Genomic DNA, 15,016 nt, shown 5'->3' with positions numbered 1-15,016 from the left:
CGCTAATCGACCGTGAAGATCCTGATGACCACCCGGCCGGGCCGCCGTTCGCCCGACCCGAGCATGAGGCGGGTGTTCAGCCAGTCCAGGGCGGGGGAGGCAGTGGTGAGCCGTGGCCAGCAGCGGAAGTAGATCTTTGAAGGGTCGACGGCGGAGCCGGAGTTCAACAGCTCGATGTCCCGGGCCGAGCCGTGCCGGAGAGCGGTGTTGTGCACGAAGATCCGCTCGCCGTCGTCGGTTTCCAGGACGTACCGGGCGTCCAGCTCCGTCAGCGTGGCGCTCCGGAGGAGCTGGTAGTCCGCGCCGCCCGGGAGGACCCGCCCGTTCAGGACCGGCCCGCTGACCGTTCCGCCGGTGATCGGGATGACGCGCCGGTGGCCTTCCGGTGTTGGCCCGACGTCGATCGGCTCGGCGACGATGACGGAGAGTTCCGCAAGGAAGGTCAGCCCGGGTGCTTCCGGGGCTCCAGGCGAGGGCGCGGTCACAGGATTCCAGCCGTCAGCCGGCTGGGGTGGCCCTCGCCGAACAGGATGGACTGCCGGGCAACGAGTGTCTCGGCGGAGTCATAGGCCAGCTTGCCCGTGTTGAGGTTCCGGTCCCAGCGCGGGTGGCAGCTGGAGGTGACCTGGACGCGGAGCCGCTCGCCGGGGGCAAAGGTGCAGGCCGTCTGCCAGAGACTGACCGTGTATTCGTACGGCCGGCCGGGTTCGATCGGGGAGGGCTCGTGGCCGGCTTCCCACAGCCCTGTGCCCGCATAGCTGTCCCGCCAGGACGCGCGGACTATGCCGTCGGCAATGCCCAGGGATGTCCCATCTGGAGTGACCCGGCAGAGCCGCACCACGAAGTCTGTGTCCACGGCAGTGGAGGCCGCGAAGAACGTGGCGCTGACCTCGCCGAACAGGGTGACCGGCTCCTCGAACGCCTCTGCCGTAAAGGTCAGGACGTCGGCGCGGGCCTCCACGGCGTGCTGCGCGGCCGGGCCTGCGGGGTACACCCCGTGGATCATGGTGGCGCCGCCCGCGGCGGGGACCGGGTCCAGGGGGTCGGAGTCGTAGCCGACGGAACCGCCGGATCCCGGCGTGTCCTGCAGCGTCCCGTCCGCGCCGAGGAACCAGGCGCGGTGGCTGCGCGGCGAAGGCAGCTCCTCAAAACCGCGCCACTGGTTTTCGCCCATGAAGTACAGCAGGACCGGCGGCACCTGCCGCAGCCGCTCCGGCTCGCCCTTGAGGACGGAATCGAACCAGGCCGTCTGGAGCCCGGAAAGATCCCCCAGGCCGTTCATCATGCCCCCGGCAGCGTTCACCCCGAAGTGCACATCCGGGTAGCCGGCGGAGAAGTTCGTGTGGGTCCAGGGGCCCACGATAAGCCGGGGCGCGGGCGCGGCCCCCGTTTTGCTGTGTTCGAGCTGCATCGAGTACTGGGAGAGGGTGCTGGGGCAGAAGATATCGAACCAGCCGCCGATGTGCAGCGTCGGCAACGGCACCGGCTTGCTGGATGCTTCGTCCCACAGGCGCGTGAAGCTGTTGCCCGGCGACTCCCCGGCCGAGGGGAGGACATGGCGGTTCATGAATGTGCCAAGCTGTGCCGAGAGATCCCGCAGCGGCAGGGTGTCGAAGGCGCTGCCGTCGGAAAATGAGCGGTCCAGATCCAGCCACGCCTGTAATTCCTTGCCCTGCCGTTCCGGGTCGTCCGCATATTCGCGGAGGAGCTCGCTGGCCGAGACAGAGGCATGGCCCCAGCTCAGCCGGCTGCCGAGCTCGTAGGCCCCGCCGCGGTACAGGGAACCGTTGTTGGCGTTGGCTCCGGCGGAAATGCCGGGGGAGAGGGCAGCGAGCCCCTTCGGGGCAAGGGACGCCGCCCGCCACTGGGTCTCCGCGAAGTACGATCGGCCCCACATCCCCACGGCACCATTGGAGTACGGCAGCAGTGCGGCCCACTCGACGGTCGCGGCGCCGTCGGACGCTTCATTGGCGGACGGGTCGAAAACCCCGTCGGAGCCGAAGCGCCCGCGGCAGTCCTGCATGATGACCACGTAGCCCGCCGCCGCGACGGTTACGGGGTTGAAGTAGGCGGAGTTGACGGAGAGGTCACGGCCGTAGGGCGTCCTGGTCAGCAGCACCGGGCACGGTTCCCCGTCCGCCGGGCGGTACACCGTGGATCGCAGGATGGTGCCATCCGGCATCCGGGTTTCGATGTCTTGTTCAATCAGCACAGGCTTTAGCGCGGGGCTCGGTGTCACGGAAGGTTTCCTCACTGGCGTGTTCAGGGCGTGTGGTTTGTTCGAGGGCTGTGGGTTGTTCACGACGGGAGGGGAACGGCCGAGAATCACCCGGCCGTTCCCCTCCGCTTTTGTCCTGGGATCAGGATTTAAGCGTTCGCGGATTCCCTGGTCCCCAGCGCCTCGGTGGGGACGTTGTAGGTTTCCTTGACCCAGATTGCGGTGACGGCTGCCGAGGCAAGGCAGCAGGCCGCGGTGAAGGCGGCCACGGGAATCCATCCGGTGGGGCCGGGCTGTACGATGGCCGCGGCGATGGCCGGCGCGAAACCGGTGACGACGAGCCCCAGCTGCGAGGCCGTGGCGGCGCCGGAGTAGCGGATCTTCGTGGGGAACATTTCGGCCGTCATGGCCGGGCCCAGCGGGTTGACCATCCCGTAGCCCACGGTCATGAACAGGATGCCGCTGGCGAAGATCAGCGGGATGGACGCGGTGCTGATGGACCAGAAGTAGGCGAAGGCGGCCGCGGCGCAAATGATGTTGCCGGTGATGAAGACCGGCTTGCGGCCGATCCGGTCCGCGAGGATGCCGGCGTAGGGCTGGGCGATGATGCCCAGGGCGGCCGTGGCGATGGTGACCCCGAGCATGGCGGCGGACGGGATCCCGAATTTTCCGGTGGCGTAGGCCAGCCCGAAGGCCGCGAAGACCGACGACACCACGCTCCAGAGCCCAAAGAAGATGACTTTGACGATAGTGCGCCAATGGTCGCGGAGAACCACCTTGATGGGCAGTTCCTCCTCGGTTTCCGCTTCCTTCGCGGCTTCGAACACCTCGGATTCGGGCAACCGGAGGCGGATCCAGAGCCCGACGGCGACCACCAGGATGCTGGCGAGGAACGGCAGCCGCCATCCCCAGCTGAGCAGGTCCTCCTGCGGCAGGAGGGACACAGCCAGGAAGGCCAGGGAGGCGAGCATGATCCCGGCCACGGCGCCGGTGTTGACCCAGCTGCTGTAGAAGGCCCGCTTATTGCTGGGCGCATGTTCCATGGTCATGGTGACGGCGCCGACTGATTCGCCGGCCGCGGAGGCGCCCTGAAGCGCGCGCAGGACGACCAGGAGGACCGGGGCGGCCGCGCCGATGACGGAGGCCGGCGGCAGGCAGCCGATGAGGAAGGTGGCCACGCCCATCACCACGAGCGTCAGGACCAGCATCTGGCGCCGTCCCATGCGGTCGCCAAAATGGCCGATCACGCTGGCCGCGAGGGGGCGGATGACGTAGCCGATGCCGATGGTGGCCATGGACAGGATGGTGCCGAGAGCGGGATCGATGCCGGGGAAAAAGATCTTGTTGAAAATCAGGGCGGATGCCGAACCGTAGATGAAGAAGTCGTAGTACTCCAGGGTGCTGCCGATGAAGCTGGCGGTGGCGGCGCGGCGGGCATGTTTGGTTCCCTCGGCGGAAACGGGGCGGGCCTGGTCCGCGGGCGGCGTCAACGGCGTCGGCGGAACGATGGGACCAGCGGTCATTGCGGATCTCCTAGGTGGGCAGGGATATGGCGCGGGAAGGTGGGGCTGGGGGAAGATCTTGGGCTCGCATGCTGAGCAGGGCGGGCGGGGTCGGCTGTGGCCTCCGTCACTCTGGTGCAATAGTATGCACTTAAATTGGCGTCCGTCAATCTAAGTGCAAAATAAAATGATGGCGGATGTGACTGGCATGATGGAGGCGTGATGAGCGAGCGGCCGGCCTCCCTGCCCGGCATGGACCCGGACCTGGCCATCGACTTTCCGCGGCCTTTGAAGGGGCCGTCCACCCAGCACCAGCTGCTCACCCTGCTGGTTGACTACTGGTTCAAGAGCGAGGCATGGCTGCCGTCCCGGCTCATCGCCGCCCTGGCCGCGGGCCTGGGAATCACGGCCTCGGCGTCGGCGACGGCGTTGAGCCGCCTGGCGTCCCGGGGCGTACTCGAACAGTCCAGTGCAGGGCGAACGTCGCGCTACCGGATCACCCCGGGGGCGCGCAACCGGCTCCGCCACGGCCTCGAGCAGGTCTCCGTCTTCGGCGAACAGTCCCGCCAATGGGACGGCCACTGGACCGTCATCGCGTTTTCGATTCCGGAGACGTCGCGGGATGTCCGCGAAATGTTCCGCTCACGCCTGCGTTGGCGCGGATTCGCGCCGCTGTTCGGGGCGCTGTGGGTGTCTCCGCGGGACCACGCCGAGGAACTCGAAGAAACCTGCAAGGGCTACGGCGTGGACGACTACGTCATCTTCCGCACCGCTGAATCGAGCCTCCGCGGCAAGCGGCTCGTCGAGGCGTGGTCACCGCAGGAGTTCAGGGAACAATACCGGCCGTTTACCGAAAAATTCACGCCCTGGGCCGAACGCCTCGACGCCGGAACGGTCAGCCCGGCGGAGGCCTTCAGGGCCAGGACCGAGCTGATGGACGCCTGGCGGGCGTTCCCGTGGAGCGACCGTGATCTTCCCGCCGAGCTCCTGCCGGAAGCCTGGCCGCGGACCGAGGCCAGGAAACTCCTTGTCCGCCTCTACGACGGACTCGCGGACGCTGCCACTGCCTACGTCGAGGAAATCGTGGCCCGGGAAGCTCCCGAACTGGCGGGAACGGCGCAGGCGTTGTCGGTGGCGCCCGGGCTCTGACCTGCCGCCGGTGCCGGGACGCCGGCGGCCGCGGTGCCTAGTGGATTGCGGCCAGGAGGACGCCGACGCCGACGAAGAGCCCGCCGAACGTCCGGTTCAGGACCTTTTGTCCGCGGGCGTCGCGGGTGAAGCGCTGGAAGGACCGGGCCGCAGCCGCGAAGAAGAACCACATGACCAGGACGTCGATCACGATCACGGTGGCGGCCAGGACCACGTACTGCGGCAGCAGCGGCTGCTCCGGCCGGATGAACTGCGGCATGAAGGCCAGGAAGAAGACCACGGCTTTGGGGTTGAGCAGATTGACCCAGAGGCCACGGCGGAACATGGACAGGCCCGGCTCGTTGCGCAGGGCCGCGGCCTTCTCCTGGTCCAGGTCCGGTTTGTGCAGGAACTGCCGGATGCCAAGGTAGACCAGGTAGGCGGCGCCGGCGTAGCGGATCACGTTGAAGGCAACCGGTGAGCTCGCCACGAGCACCCCGACGCCGAGCGCCACGATCAGGATGTGCACCACGAGGGCGGCCTGCTGGCCCAGGATGCCCCAGAGGGACCGTCGGAATCCCGAGTTCAGGGAGTTGCTCATGGTGTTGATGGCGCCCGCGCCGGGAGTGAAGCTGATCAGGACGCCGGCGCCGGCCAGGGCCAGCCAAAGGGAGGGTTGCACCAGGTAAGTTTACGGTCCCGGCCGTGGCGGGTCCGATTGATGACGGGAGTCAGTCGCGGCGGAGGCCGTAGCTGAGAATCATGTTGCCTTTGCTGGTCTGCTGGGACGACTGCAGCTCCAGCCGGGTGAGGGCATCGCCGTCGTTGAACAGCCGCCGCCCGCTGCCGGCGATCACGGGATGGACGATCAGCATCAAGGTGTCGAGCAGCCCGGCGAACAGTAACTGGTGGACCAGCGAAATGCTGCTGAAGATCCCGATTTCGCCGCCGTCGCTGTTCTTCAGGGCCGCGACGAAGTCTTCCAGCGGGCCCTCGATCAGGCGTGAATTTTGCCATTCCAGCTCGCCTGTCAGGGTCCGGGACGCGACAAATTTCGGCAGCGGATTGATGAATCCGGCAAAGTCCGCGTCGCTTTCGGCGTTGGGCCAGTATTCTGCCCATTGCTCGTAGCCCACGCGGCCGAGGAGCGCAGTGTCGATCCGGCCCATCATCTCGCCCATCCCGGCGCCGAGCTCCTCGTCGAAGCTGTCGAATTGCCACTTGAACGGGTCTTCAACCACGCCGTCCACAGAKCAGAAAAGGCCGGCCGTCAATTTGCGCATGGGTTTCTCCTTGCCGTGGTCTCCAGTGCAGATGTCTAATGCACCCTATCCGCAGACCCGGAAGCAGGGAATGGCTGCCGGCAACGCGACGGTGAATGCCCCGGAGGCCGGCCGTGCCGCCAGGATCGCGGGCCTTGGGCGTGCAAGGGCGCGCCCAAGACCCGCTAAGGGTTAGCCGTTGGACGTGTAGCCATCCGTGGCGGTGTCCCCGGGGCCGCCATGGCCGCCGCCGGGGCCGCCCTGGCCTTCCTGGGTTGCGGTCACCGTGAAGTTCGCATCCAGCAGGACAGTGGCGCGCGTGCCGTCCGCCTTCGTGATGTGGGCTTCGTAGGTGGCGCCGTCGGCGTCGGTCTCCATCCGCTCGATCGTCGCATCCGGCTGGGCGGCCTTTACCGCCGCCTCGACCTTCGTGGCGGTGTCGCCGGTGAGGACCTCCTCCGTCTTTCCGTTGGCCTGGTGCGGGCCGCGCTGGCCCCCGGTGCCGTAGCCGTCGGTGGCCCGGGTCGAGGACGAGCTGCCGGTGGAATCGGCAGCCATCGCGGGGATGGCCGATGCGCCGATGGCGCCGCCGCCGATCACCGCAGCGAGCATGATGCCCGCGGTGGTCTTGTTGATCTTTGCCATGGTGAAACTCCTTTGCTGGGGCCCGGGCTTCCGGGCCGGCCGAGGATTCGGCCTGTACCCAGCCTCAGGCGCGGAGTTATGGCTGCACTTTCGGCGGGCTGTGCCGGTGCTGTGACCGCTGGCCGCCGCTCACGCCCGGGCGATGACCTCGCCGTTGGGAATCAGGAACCAGCCGTCGTCGGTGGAGCCCCACCGGTGCCAGCCCGCGGAAATCCGGGCCAGGTCCGCCTCGCTGGCCAGGCCGTACTCGAGCGCCTGGTCGGCAAAGGACGAATGCAGCACCCGCTCGCCCCACACCCGGGCCTGCCACCGCCGCTCATGCCCAGTGGCGTAGAGCCAGTTGCTGCTGGACGGCGCCACATCCGTGAAGCCGGCGGCCTGCGCCCAGGACACGAGCCGGCGGCCGGCGTCGGGCTCGGCGCCATTGCGACGGGCGATTCGCTGGTAGAGCTCCATCCAGTCGTCGAGCTCGGGGATGGCCGGGTACCAGCTCATGCCGTGGAAGTCGGCGTCGCGCACCGCCACAATCCCGCCTGCCTTGGCCGCCCGGCGCATCTCCCGCAGCGCCGCGACCGGGTCCGTGAGGTGCTGGAGGACCTGATGGGCGTGGACGACGTCGAAGGATTCGTCCGGGAAGTCGAGGTCGTAGATGTTGCCGGCGGCAAAGCCGACATTGTCCACGCCGCGCTCGACGGCGAGGGCCGCGGCCTGGGCGATGATGTCGGGGGAGCGGTCCAAGCCTGTGACCCTGCCCGGCGCCACCAGCTCCGCGAAGTCGCAGGTGATGCTGCCAGGCCCACAGCCGACGTCGAGGACGGAGGTCCCGGGCATCAGATGCGGGAGCACGAACGCTGCCGAGTTTTCCGCCGTGCGGGAGGCATGGGCACGGACCACCGACTCGTGGTGGCCGTGCGTGTACACATCGTCAGGCTGCTGCGCACTCATAATGGAACGCTACCCTCCCTCGCCCGGAAAAGGGTGGACCCCCGACTGCGGGTCAGCAGGCGCGGCGGCAGGCAGTTTTTTGCGGGTGGCCGTCAGTTTTGCCGCTTCCGGCGCCGGTGATTCTACGGATGAATGGAGGGGTGAAAGTCAACAGAAAAAATGACGGCAGCGGCAGCGGCGCCGGCAACGGACTGGGCCTGTTCCGGGCCACCGGAATCTATGTCGGCGCGATCCTGGGCTCGGGTGTCCTGGTGCTTCCCGCCATCGCAGCCAAGGAGGCCGGCCCGGCGTCGCTCCTGGCCTGGGCCGTCCTGCTGGTGTTCTGCGTTCCCGTTGCCTTCAGCTTCGCCGAAATGAGCCGCCAGCAGCCCGACGCCGGCGGGATCGCCCACTTCGTCAAGCGTGCCTTTGGTCGCCGCGCCTCGGTGGTGGCCGGGTACCTCTTCTACTTTTCGATCCCCTTCGGCGCCCCGGCTACGGCCGTGATCGGCGGCAACTACATCGCCCACGCTGCCGGCGGCGGCCGGGACACCGCAGTCCTCGCGGCGGCGGTGATCCTGCTGGCCGCCTTCGCGAGCAACGCCGTCGGCATCAGGGTTTCCAGCCGCATGCAACTGGCGCTCATGGTGCTGCTGGTGGCACTGCTCGCGCTCGCCGTCGTGCTCGCGGCACCGCACGCCAATGCGGAAAATTTCCAGCCCTTCGCCCCGCACGGCTACTGGGCGGTCGGCGGTGCCGCGAGCCTGCTGTTCTTCTGCTTCGCCGGCTGGGAAGCCGTCTCGCACCTGGCCGGTGAGTTCCGGAACCCCGGGCGCGATCTCCGACGGGCCACGTGGCTCACGCTGATTGTGGTGGGCGCGGTCTACATTGGCGTTGTCGCCGCCTCGGTGGCCGTCCTCGGCCCGGAACTGCCCGCTACTGCGGTGCCCGTCGCGGCGTTGCTGGAGAAAGGGCTGGGCTCATTGGCGGCCCCGCTCACCGCGGTTGCGGCGGCGGTTTTGACGTTCGGCCCCATCAACACCTTCGTGGCCGGGGCCAGCCGGCTCGGGGCTGCTCTGGCGTCCGACGGCGTGCTGCCGCCCGCGCTTGCACGCGGTGCCGGGCGGGGACAGGTACCCGCCGCAAGCCTGGCAACTCTGGCCGTCCTGACCTTGCTGTCCTTCGCTGCCGCCGTCGCCGGACTCACCGACATGCAGTTCCAGATCGGCGCGGCCTCGGCGTGTTTCACGGCCGTCACCGCGTTTGGGCTGGCGGCCGGCATTCGGCTGCTGCAGCCGCGGACCGTTGCCTGGTACGGCGTAATCGTGGCGGCCGGGGTCATGGTGGCCGTCCTGATCTTCAGCGGCTGGGCGCTGGGGGTTCCGCTGGCACTGGCAGCGGCCGCCGTCGGCGTCGGCAGGCGCTTTGGCGGGACCCCAGAACAGGAAACGATGCCGGAAACGGCGCCTTCTGCACTGGCGGAGGCGCTCCCCGGTCGCCGGCCGCAAACCGCCGCCCATCCGTGACGTCCGGGCCGCGATTCAGCCGGGGCGCTGCCCCGGCGCTTGCTCCGGCCCGGGGCCGCGGGCCGCTTCCTCGCCCGCCCGGACAGTGGCATCGATCATGGAGTTCATGAACCGGGTGACGATCTCCAGTTCCTCCGGCGTGAAGTTCGCCATGGCTGCACCCATATGGCGGGCCAGCGGCAGGAACATTGCGCCGCCGTCCCGGTAGGCCTTGGGCGTCATGCGCAGCTGCACCTGGCGGCGGTCAGCGCCCTCGCGCTCACGGACCACGTGGCCGGAACTGTGGAGCCGGTCGATCAGTGCGGTGGTGGCCGGGGAGCTGAGGTTCAGCTCTTTCCTCAGCACCCCTGGAGTGACAATCTGGTCCCGCGCCGCGTGCCGCATGATGACGGCGAGGGCGTTGAGGTCCGTGCGGTGCATGTCATTGCGGCCGCCGGCGGAGTCCACATAGCGGTTGGCTTCGAGGGTGAATTCCTGCAGGAGCCGGACGAGGGGCGGCGGACCGGCGGCTTCGGGCGGGACTGTGTTCCTGGGCGAGGCCGCGTCTTCGGATAGGCCCGGGGATTCGGCTGACACGGCGGACCTCCTTCGTCCCTTGATCCTGCCCCGGCGGTCTGACCGCGGCAGGTCGGCGCTGTCGACGGCGCCTTCGGGAGTCTACTGCAGGGTCTGCGCAGCGGCCTGACGCCGGCTGTCTCTATTCTCCTCCGGTGCCCCGGCCGATGGGTTATCTCTATGATGGAGATAGTCTACTATGGAGTTGATCTCTGCTCCCACTCCGAGGCGCACCCTGGAAGGAAACATGAAAACGACTTCGTCCGCGGCGACCCGTGTCCCGTTCTGGCTGCGCTGGCTGGTCCCCGCAGTGCTCGTCCTGGCCTGGCTGGCCATCGCCGGCGTCGGCGGCCCTACATTCGGCCGCCTGAGCGAGGTGTCATCCAATGACCAGGCATCGTTCCTTCCCGCCGGAGCCGAGGCCACCGAGGCCGCGGACTGGCAGGCCAAGTTCAGGGACTCCAAGGAGATCCCGGCAGTGATCGTGGTTGAGAGTGACTCCGCTTTCACTCCGGCCCAGCTCCGCGAGACCGCGGCCCTCAAGGGCAAGCTGGAGGCCCTGCAGGCCGGGAGCACGGTGATCGGTCCCATCCCCTCCGAGGACGCCAAGGCAGTCCAGTTCGTGGTGCCCATTGCTTCCTCGGCGGAAGTGAAAACGGTGGTCAAAGAACTGCGCAACGAGGTCCGGGCTTCCGCGCCGGCCGGAATGCAGACCTTCGTCACCGGACCGGCCGGGCTCACCGCGGACCTTGTGAGTGCCTTTGCCGGCATTGACGGCATCCTGCTGCTCGTGGCCCTGGGCGCCGTGTTCCTGATCCTGCTGATTGTCTACCGCTCCCTGCTGCTGCCCGTCATGGTGCTGTTCACCTCGGTCTTCGCGCTGTGCGCCGCGATCCTGCTGGTGTTCGGCATGGCCAAGGCCGGTTGGATCCAGTTGAACGGCCAGAGCCAGGGCATTTTGTCCATCCTGGTCATCGGCGCAGCCACCGACTACGCACTGCTGTATGTGGCCCGGTTCCGCGAAGCCCTGACCCACACCACCAACCGGACGGCCGCCGCCGTCACCGCATGGAAGGCGGCCTGGGAACCGATCCTGGCCTCTGGCGCCACCGTAATCATCGCGCTGCTTTGCCTGCTGTTCTCCGACCTCAACTCCAACAAGGCCCTCGGCCCGGTGGCGGCGGCGGGCATCCTCTGCGCGCTCTTCGCCGCCCTGACCCTGCTGCCGGCCCTGATGGCACTGCTGGGCCGGGCCGCGTTCTGGCCGTTCAGGCCCAAGCTGCTCCCGGAAACCGATCGGGAACCGGAACTGGTCACCGGCCTCGAGGGCCAGAAGGGACTCTGGCGGGCCACCGGTTCGCTCGTATCCCGCCGGCCGCGCACGGTCTGGGTCGCCTCGGTGCTGCTGCTCCTGGTAGCCGCTACCGGCGTCCTGCAGCTTAAAGCCAACGGCGTCGCCCAGACCGACGTCATCCTCACCGCCTCCAACGCCGTCGACGGGCAGGATGCCCTGGGCCGGCACTTCGACGCCGGGTCCGGCAGCCCCGCGGTGATCGTGGCCGACGAGGCAAACGCCCAAGAGGTTCTGGCGAAACTGCAGACCAGCGACGGCGTCGGAGACGCCTATCTGCTGGCCGAAGGCGGCGCCCCGGTCATCACCGGCGCCCCGGGCGCACCGGCTGCCCCCGCAATCAGGGACGGGAAGGTCCTGATCAACGCGACGCTGAACCACGCCGCGGACTCCGCCGAGGCCGAAAACGCCGTGGTGTCGCTCCGCCAGGACCTGAAGAAGATAGACAGCGGCGTGCTGGTCGGCGGTGTGACGGCCACGGCGCTGGATACCAACACCACTGCCCAGCGCGACCTCGTCACCATCATCCCGGTGGTCCTGGGCGTCATCCTGGTCATCCTCATGCTGCTGCTGCGCTCGGTGCTCGCGCCGGTCCTGCTGGTCGCCTCCGTGGTGCTGTCCTATGCCGCGGCGATGGGCGTCTCCGCCTTCGTGTTCAACAATGTCTTCGGCTTCCCGGGCGCGGACGCGACGGTGCCCCTGTTCGGCTTCGTCTTCCTCGTGGCACTGGGCGTCGACTACAACATCTTCCTGATGAGCCGGGTCCGGGAGGAATCCCTCAAGCACGGCACCCGGGCCGGCATCCTGCGCGGCCTCGTAGTGACAGGCGGGGTCATCACCTCTGCCGGGGTGGTCCTGGCGGCCACGTTCGCGGCCCTCGGCGTCATCCCGATCATGTTCCTGGTCCAGCTCGCCTTCATCGTCGCGTTCGGCGTCCTGCTGGACACGGTGCTGGTCCGTTCCCTGCTGGTGCCCGCGCTGGCCTACGACATCGGCCCGCGGCTTTGGTGGCCCGGCAAGCTCGGCCGGCCCGGGAGCGGGGCCGTGGCCGGCGATGGCGCCCGGGCCACGCTGCCCGCCGAAAATCCGAAGGCAGATCCGGCTGAAAACGAGGAGGCCGGGGTCCGCTAGGCGGAACCGAAGACCGCAGCCGCCGTCACTGTCCCTGGTCCCCCCACCAGGCGACGGTGGCGGCGGCTGCCTCGTCCAGCGGGGTCGGTGTCAGCCCCAGGGCAGCCTGGCTCGCCATGGAATCCGTGACGAAGGGGTGCTCGAACTGGTACAGGGTCTCGGCCAGGTCCCGCATATCCGGAGAAAACACTCCCATTGCCCTCACCGCCCACCCGGGAACTCCGGTGACACGCGGTGCCCGGGCGCCGGCCGCCTTGGCGAATGCCCCCGCGATCTCGCGCTGGGTCAGTGCAGGTCCGGTGGGCGCATGCCATACCCGGTTCCACACCTGAGGCCTGTCAGCCGCCGCAATCATGGCGGCCGCGAGGTCCGGAACGTACGTGAAGGAATGCGGCTGGTCCGCCCGCCCGATCACCTGCATTGGCTTGCCGGCCGCGACGGGCCGGACCATGCGCTCGCCGGCGTGCGAGTTGCGGACCCGCGGCCCGAAGAAATCGCCGGCCACCATGCTCACGGTGGCGGTGGGGGAGGCCGCCCGGGCTGCGAGCAGTGCGGTCCGGACTCCGCGCTTGCCGCCCTGCGCCTGCCGGGGGCTGTCCTCGGTCATGATGTTTTCCGGGGTGCTGTAGGARTACAGGCTTTCCGGGAAGACCACGATGGCGCCCGCTGCGCCCGCCGCGGCGAGCACATTCAGCTCGGCGGCCGGGAGTTCCCTGGCCCACACCTCGGCGTTGTACCGCGAGCCGTGGATGCAGTGAAAAACGGCCGCGGCGCCCTGGAAGGCCTCGCCGAGCCGGGCGGGCTCGGACACGTCGATCGACACTCGTTCCACCAGCGGGTGGGCGGGTCCGCTGCCGGACCTTGTCAGGAGGCGCACCCGGTGTCCCGCCGCTGCCAACTGTTCGGAGACGGTCCAGCCCACCGGCCCGGCCCCTGTGACGACGTGGAGCCGGGACGGTTGGTGCCCGGAGGGTGCAGGTTGGGACATTCCGATCTCCTTTTCAAATAACGAGAGCAGTGCTCTCCCATTCAGGATGCGACGCCGCTGCCGACAAGTCAAGAGCAGTGCTCACATTTGTTGTCAGTGCTCTTGGATGTGGAATGCTGGACTCATGCCAGAGGACAGGATTGCGGGCGCGACAGACTCCGGCGTTGCGGCCGGCCCGGCCGGAGCGGCCCCGGCGGCGGTGCGCCTGCGCACCCCGCGCGACCGTGCCCGCGCCCAGACGGTGGCCGATATCGTCCGCCTGGGCCGGGAGCATCTGGCGCTGCACGGGGCCGCCGCGCTGTCCCTCCGTGCCGTGGCCCGTGATCTCGGGGTCGTCTCTTCGGCGGTCTACCGCTACGTGGAGAGCCGCGAGGAGCTGCTGACCCTTCTGCTGATTGATGCGTACAACGAACTTGGCGATGCGGTGGATGCCGCCGTCGGGGCCGTGCCGGAGGAAGACTTCGGCGGGCGCTTCGCGGCGCTGGGCGGCGCGGTGCGGGACTGGGCGCTGCGCGAGCCATCGCGCTACGCCCTGCTCTTTGGCAGTCCGGTGCCCGGTTACCAGGCCCCGGCGGAGCGGACCACCGGCCCCGGGACGAGGGTGATTACGGCCTTAATTGGAATCCTCGACGGCGCCTTCCGGGCCGGGCGRCTCGCCGCGACCGGCCGGCGGGGTCCTGCCATGGCCGCCGGACTGGCGGGGGACCTGGCGAAAATCCGCGCCGAGTTCGGCCTGGCGGTGCCGGATGACCTCCTGGCCCGCGGCGCACTGGCCTGGACCTCACTCTTCGGCGCCGTCAGTTTCGAGGTTTTCGGCCAGTACGGCCCAGGCACGTTCACTGCCCGGGAGGAGCTCTTCGGCCACCACCTCGCGGTGCTGGCCGACGTCGCGGGCCTGCCGGCGGCCGGCGCTGCCCGGTAAAGCAGGTTCCCCTGTTGCCCTGCCGTGGCGCTCGATAGACTGCCCCTGCGCCCGCACGGGCGCGCCAGATGCGTCCAGGAAGGATCCATCCATGTCTGAAGAGACCAGGCCTGAAGAGAACAGGCCGGCAGAGAACACGCCTGAAGAGAATGTCCCCGGAGAAGCGGCGCCGCGGAACGTCGATGCCGGTCCCGCGGAAGTTGAGGCAGAGGCCGCGGCACCTGAGGGGCAATACGTTGAGGGCGACTACGGCTCCGCCGGCACGGCCGGCCAACTCCCGCCCACCGCCGTCGAGGGGGAGTACGCGGCGGGGGACTATGGCGAGGCCGGCGTGGCCGGAGCCGCCGTCGTCGGCGACGTGGAAGGCGACTATCCCGAGGGCGACTACGGCGAGGGCGGGGTCTCAGGTGAGCCCGCCGGCGTCGCCGGTGAGTCGGCCGGCGTCGCCGAGGAAGGTGAATACCCCGAAGGTGACTACGGGAGCGCCGGTACGTCCCGTCCCGAGCGATCCGCCCGGCCTGCAACGGGAGAGCCTGCCGACGGCGACGCCGCTCGGGGCGACAACTAACGAGACCAAAGCTGGCGGGACCAGCCGGCGCGGGTGCCGGCTGGTCCCCTGCCATGGTCTGCGCCCCTGTGCCCCTGCGCCCAGGGTGCAGGTTCGCGCAGGGCGAAACGCCGCCCGGGACGCGCCGGAAGGGCTGGATTGAGGGGAATTTAGGCGGCGGGGAGCTGCCGCGGGCGGGACTGGAAAGCAAAGTTGAGTCGACTTCGCTCAACTTTAAATTGACTTATGTCTCCCTCTGGGTAAAGTTGAGTGTAGATCGCTCAATAACGGTCGGACCCACTGCGGTTAGAGCCCTT

14 protein-coding genes are annotated in these 15,016 nt (G+C 68.7%); 5 read left to right on the top strand and 9 right to left on the bottom strand.

Annotated elements, in window-relative coordinates:
* Nucleotides 1-2: 2 nt before the first annotated feature.
* The 3 genes from AC1D1S_RS01685 to AC1D1S_RS01675 all read right to left on the bottom strand — a co-directional run bounded on the left by AC1D1S_RS01685 (nucleotide 3) and on the right by AC1D1S_RS01675 (nucleotide 3,741).
* Nucleotides 3-485: a DUF3237 domain-containing protein gene (locus AC1D1S_RS01685; RefSeq protein ID WP_476993573.1), complete on the bottom strand. Its 483-nt coding sequence runs from the start codon at nucleotides 483-485 to the stop codon at nucleotides 3-5.
* Nucleotides 482-2,212 carry a CocE/NonD family hydrolase gene (locus AC1D1S_RS01680; RefSeq protein ID WP_476993572.1) on the bottom strand — a complete coding sequence of 577 codons (1,731 nt, stop codon included), beginning with the start codon at nucleotides 2,210-2,212 and terminating at the stop codon, nucleotides 482-484. The genes AC1D1S_RS01685 and AC1D1S_RS01680 overlap by 4 nt, the downstream gene beginning before the upstream one ends.
* A gap of 155 nt (nucleotides 2,213-2,367) precedes the next feature.
* A complete protein-coding gene (locus AC1D1S_RS01675; protein WP_243180589.1) occupies nucleotides 2,368-3,741 on the bottom strand; it encodes an MFS transporter in 1,374 nt (457 codons plus the stop codon).
* Nucleotides 3,742-3,942: 201 nt separating this feature from the next.
* On the opposite strand from AC1D1S_RS01675, the gene AC1D1S_RS01670 reads away from it, so the two are divergent.
* The gene (locus AC1D1S_RS01670; protein ID WP_476993571.1) at nucleotides 3,943-4,869 is read left to right on the top strand and encodes a PaaX family transcriptional regulator; all 927 of its coding nucleotides are present in this window, start codon (nucleotides 3,943-3,945) and stop codon (nucleotides 4,867-4,869) included.
* 37 nt (nucleotides 4,870-4,906) lie between these two features.
* On the opposite strand, the gene AC1D1S_RS01665 is transcribed toward AC1D1S_RS01670, so the two are convergent.
* The 4 genes from AC1D1S_RS01665 to AC1D1S_RS01650 all read right to left on the bottom strand — a co-directional run bounded on the left by AC1D1S_RS01665 (nucleotide 4,907) and on the right by AC1D1S_RS01650 (nucleotide 7,700).
* Nucleotides 4,907-5,530, bottom strand: a complete 624-nt coding sequence (locus tag AC1D1S_RS01665) for a LysE family transporter (RefSeq protein ID WP_028275416.1) — start codon at nucleotides 5,528-5,530, stop codon at nucleotides 4,907-4,909.
* Nucleotides 5,531-5,579: 49 nt separating this feature from the next.
* On the bottom strand, nucleotides 5,580-6,131 hold the full coding sequence (locus tag AC1D1S_RS01660) for a dihydrofolate reductase family protein (RefSeq protein ID WP_476993570.1): 552 nt from the start codon (nucleotides 6,129-6,131) through the stop codon (nucleotides 5,580-5,582).
* A 171-nt stretch (nucleotides 6,132-6,302) separates the two neighbouring features.
* Nucleotides 6,303-6,755: a hypothetical protein gene (locus AC1D1S_RS01655; protein WP_243180591.1), complete on the bottom strand. Its 453-nt coding sequence runs from the start codon at nucleotides 6,753-6,755 to the stop codon at nucleotides 6,303-6,305.
* Nucleotides 6,756-6,884: 129 nt separating this feature from the next.
* A complete protein-coding gene (locus AC1D1S_RS01650; RefSeq protein WP_243180592.1) occupies nucleotides 6,885-7,700 on the bottom strand; it encodes a methyltransferase domain-containing protein in 816 nt (271 codons plus the stop codon).
* Between the two features lie 140 nt (nucleotides 7,701-7,840).
* Between AC1D1S_RS01650 and AC1D1S_RS01645 the strand changes: the two genes are divergently transcribed.
* Nucleotides 7,841-9,205, top strand: a complete 1,365-nt coding sequence (locus AC1D1S_RS01645) for an APC family permease (RefSeq protein WP_476943239.1) — start codon at nucleotides 7,841-7,843, stop codon at nucleotides 9,203-9,205.
* A 15-nt stretch (nucleotides 9,206-9,220) separates the two neighbouring features.
* On the opposite strand, the gene AC1D1S_RS01640 is transcribed toward AC1D1S_RS01645, so the two are convergent.
* A complete protein-coding gene (locus AC1D1S_RS01640) occupies nucleotides 9,221-9,781 on the bottom strand; it encodes a MarR family winged helix-turn-helix transcriptional regulator (RefSeq protein ID WP_243180594.1) in 561 nt (186 codons plus the stop codon).
* Nucleotides 9,782-10,007: 226 nt separating this feature from the next.
* Here AC1D1S_RS01640 and AC1D1S_RS01635 point away from each other — a divergent pair, with 226 nt between their 5' ends.
* On the top strand, nucleotides 10,008-12,242 hold the full coding sequence (locus tag AC1D1S_RS01635) for an MMPL family transporter (protein ID WP_243180595.1): 2,235 nt from the start codon (nucleotides 10,008-10,010) through the stop codon (nucleotides 12,240-12,242).
* A gap of 25 nt (nucleotides 12,243-12,267) precedes the next feature.
* Here the strand turns inward: AC1D1S_RS01635 and AC1D1S_RS01630 are convergent, their stop codons facing one another.
* Nucleotides 12,268-13,230, bottom strand: coding sequence for an NAD-dependent epimerase/dehydratase family protein (locus AC1D1S_RS01630; protein ID WP_476943237.1), 963 nt, complete (start codon nucleotides 13,228-13,230; stop codon nucleotides 12,268-12,270).
* A gap of 124 nt (nucleotides 13,231-13,354) precedes the next feature.
* On the opposite strand from AC1D1S_RS01630, the gene AC1D1S_RS01625 reads away from it, so the two are divergent.
* The gene (locus tag AC1D1S_RS01625; RefSeq protein WP_476943236.1) at nucleotides 13,355-14,152 is read left to right on the top strand and encodes a TetR/AcrR family transcriptional regulator; all 798 of its coding nucleotides are present in this window, start codon (nucleotides 13,355-13,357) and stop codon (nucleotides 14,150-14,152) included.
* A gap of 91 nt (nucleotides 14,153-14,243) precedes the next feature.
* Nucleotides 14,244-14,720: a hypothetical protein gene (locus AC1D1S_RS01620; RefSeq protein WP_476993569.1), complete on the top strand. Its 477-nt coding sequence runs from the start codon at nucleotides 14,244-14,246 to the stop codon at nucleotides 14,718-14,720.
* Nucleotides 14,721-15,016: the final 296 nt, after the last annotated feature.

The sequence above is a fragment of the Arthrobacter sp. P1_A5 genome, assembly GCF_056406825.1.
The sequence above is the reverse complement of the archived record's forward strand: the minus strand, read 5'-3'. Positions and strand labels throughout refer to the sequence as shown.

What these genes read in the sequence shown, in the direction of transcription:
- AC1D1S_RS01675 (WP_243180589.1), bottom strand. Translation starts at nt 3,741, where the DNA reads ATGACCGCTGGTCCCATCGTTCCGCCGACGCCGTTGACGCCGCCCGCG.
- AC1D1S_RS01670 (WP_476993571.1), top strand. Translation starts at nt 3,943, where the DNA reads ATGAGCGAGCGGCCGGCCTCCCTGCCCGGCATGGACCCGGACCTGGCC.
- AC1D1S_RS01655 (WP_243180591.1), bottom strand. Translation starts at nt 6,755, where the DNA reads ATGGCAAAGATCAACAAGACCACCGCGGGCATCATGCTCGCTGCGGTG.
- AC1D1S_RS01650 (WP_243180592.1), bottom strand. Translation starts at nt 7,700, where the DNA reads ATGAGTGCGCAGCAGCCTGACGATGTGTACACGCACGGCCACCACGAG.
- AC1D1S_RS01635 (WP_243180595.1), top strand. Translation starts at nt 10,008, where the DNA reads ATGAAAACGACTTCGTCCGCGGCGACCCGTGTCCCGTTCTGGCTGCGC.
- AC1D1S_RS01620 (WP_476993569.1), top strand. Translation starts at nt 14,244, where the DNA reads ATGTCTGAAGAGACCAGGCCTGAAGAGAACAGGCCGGCAGAGAACACG.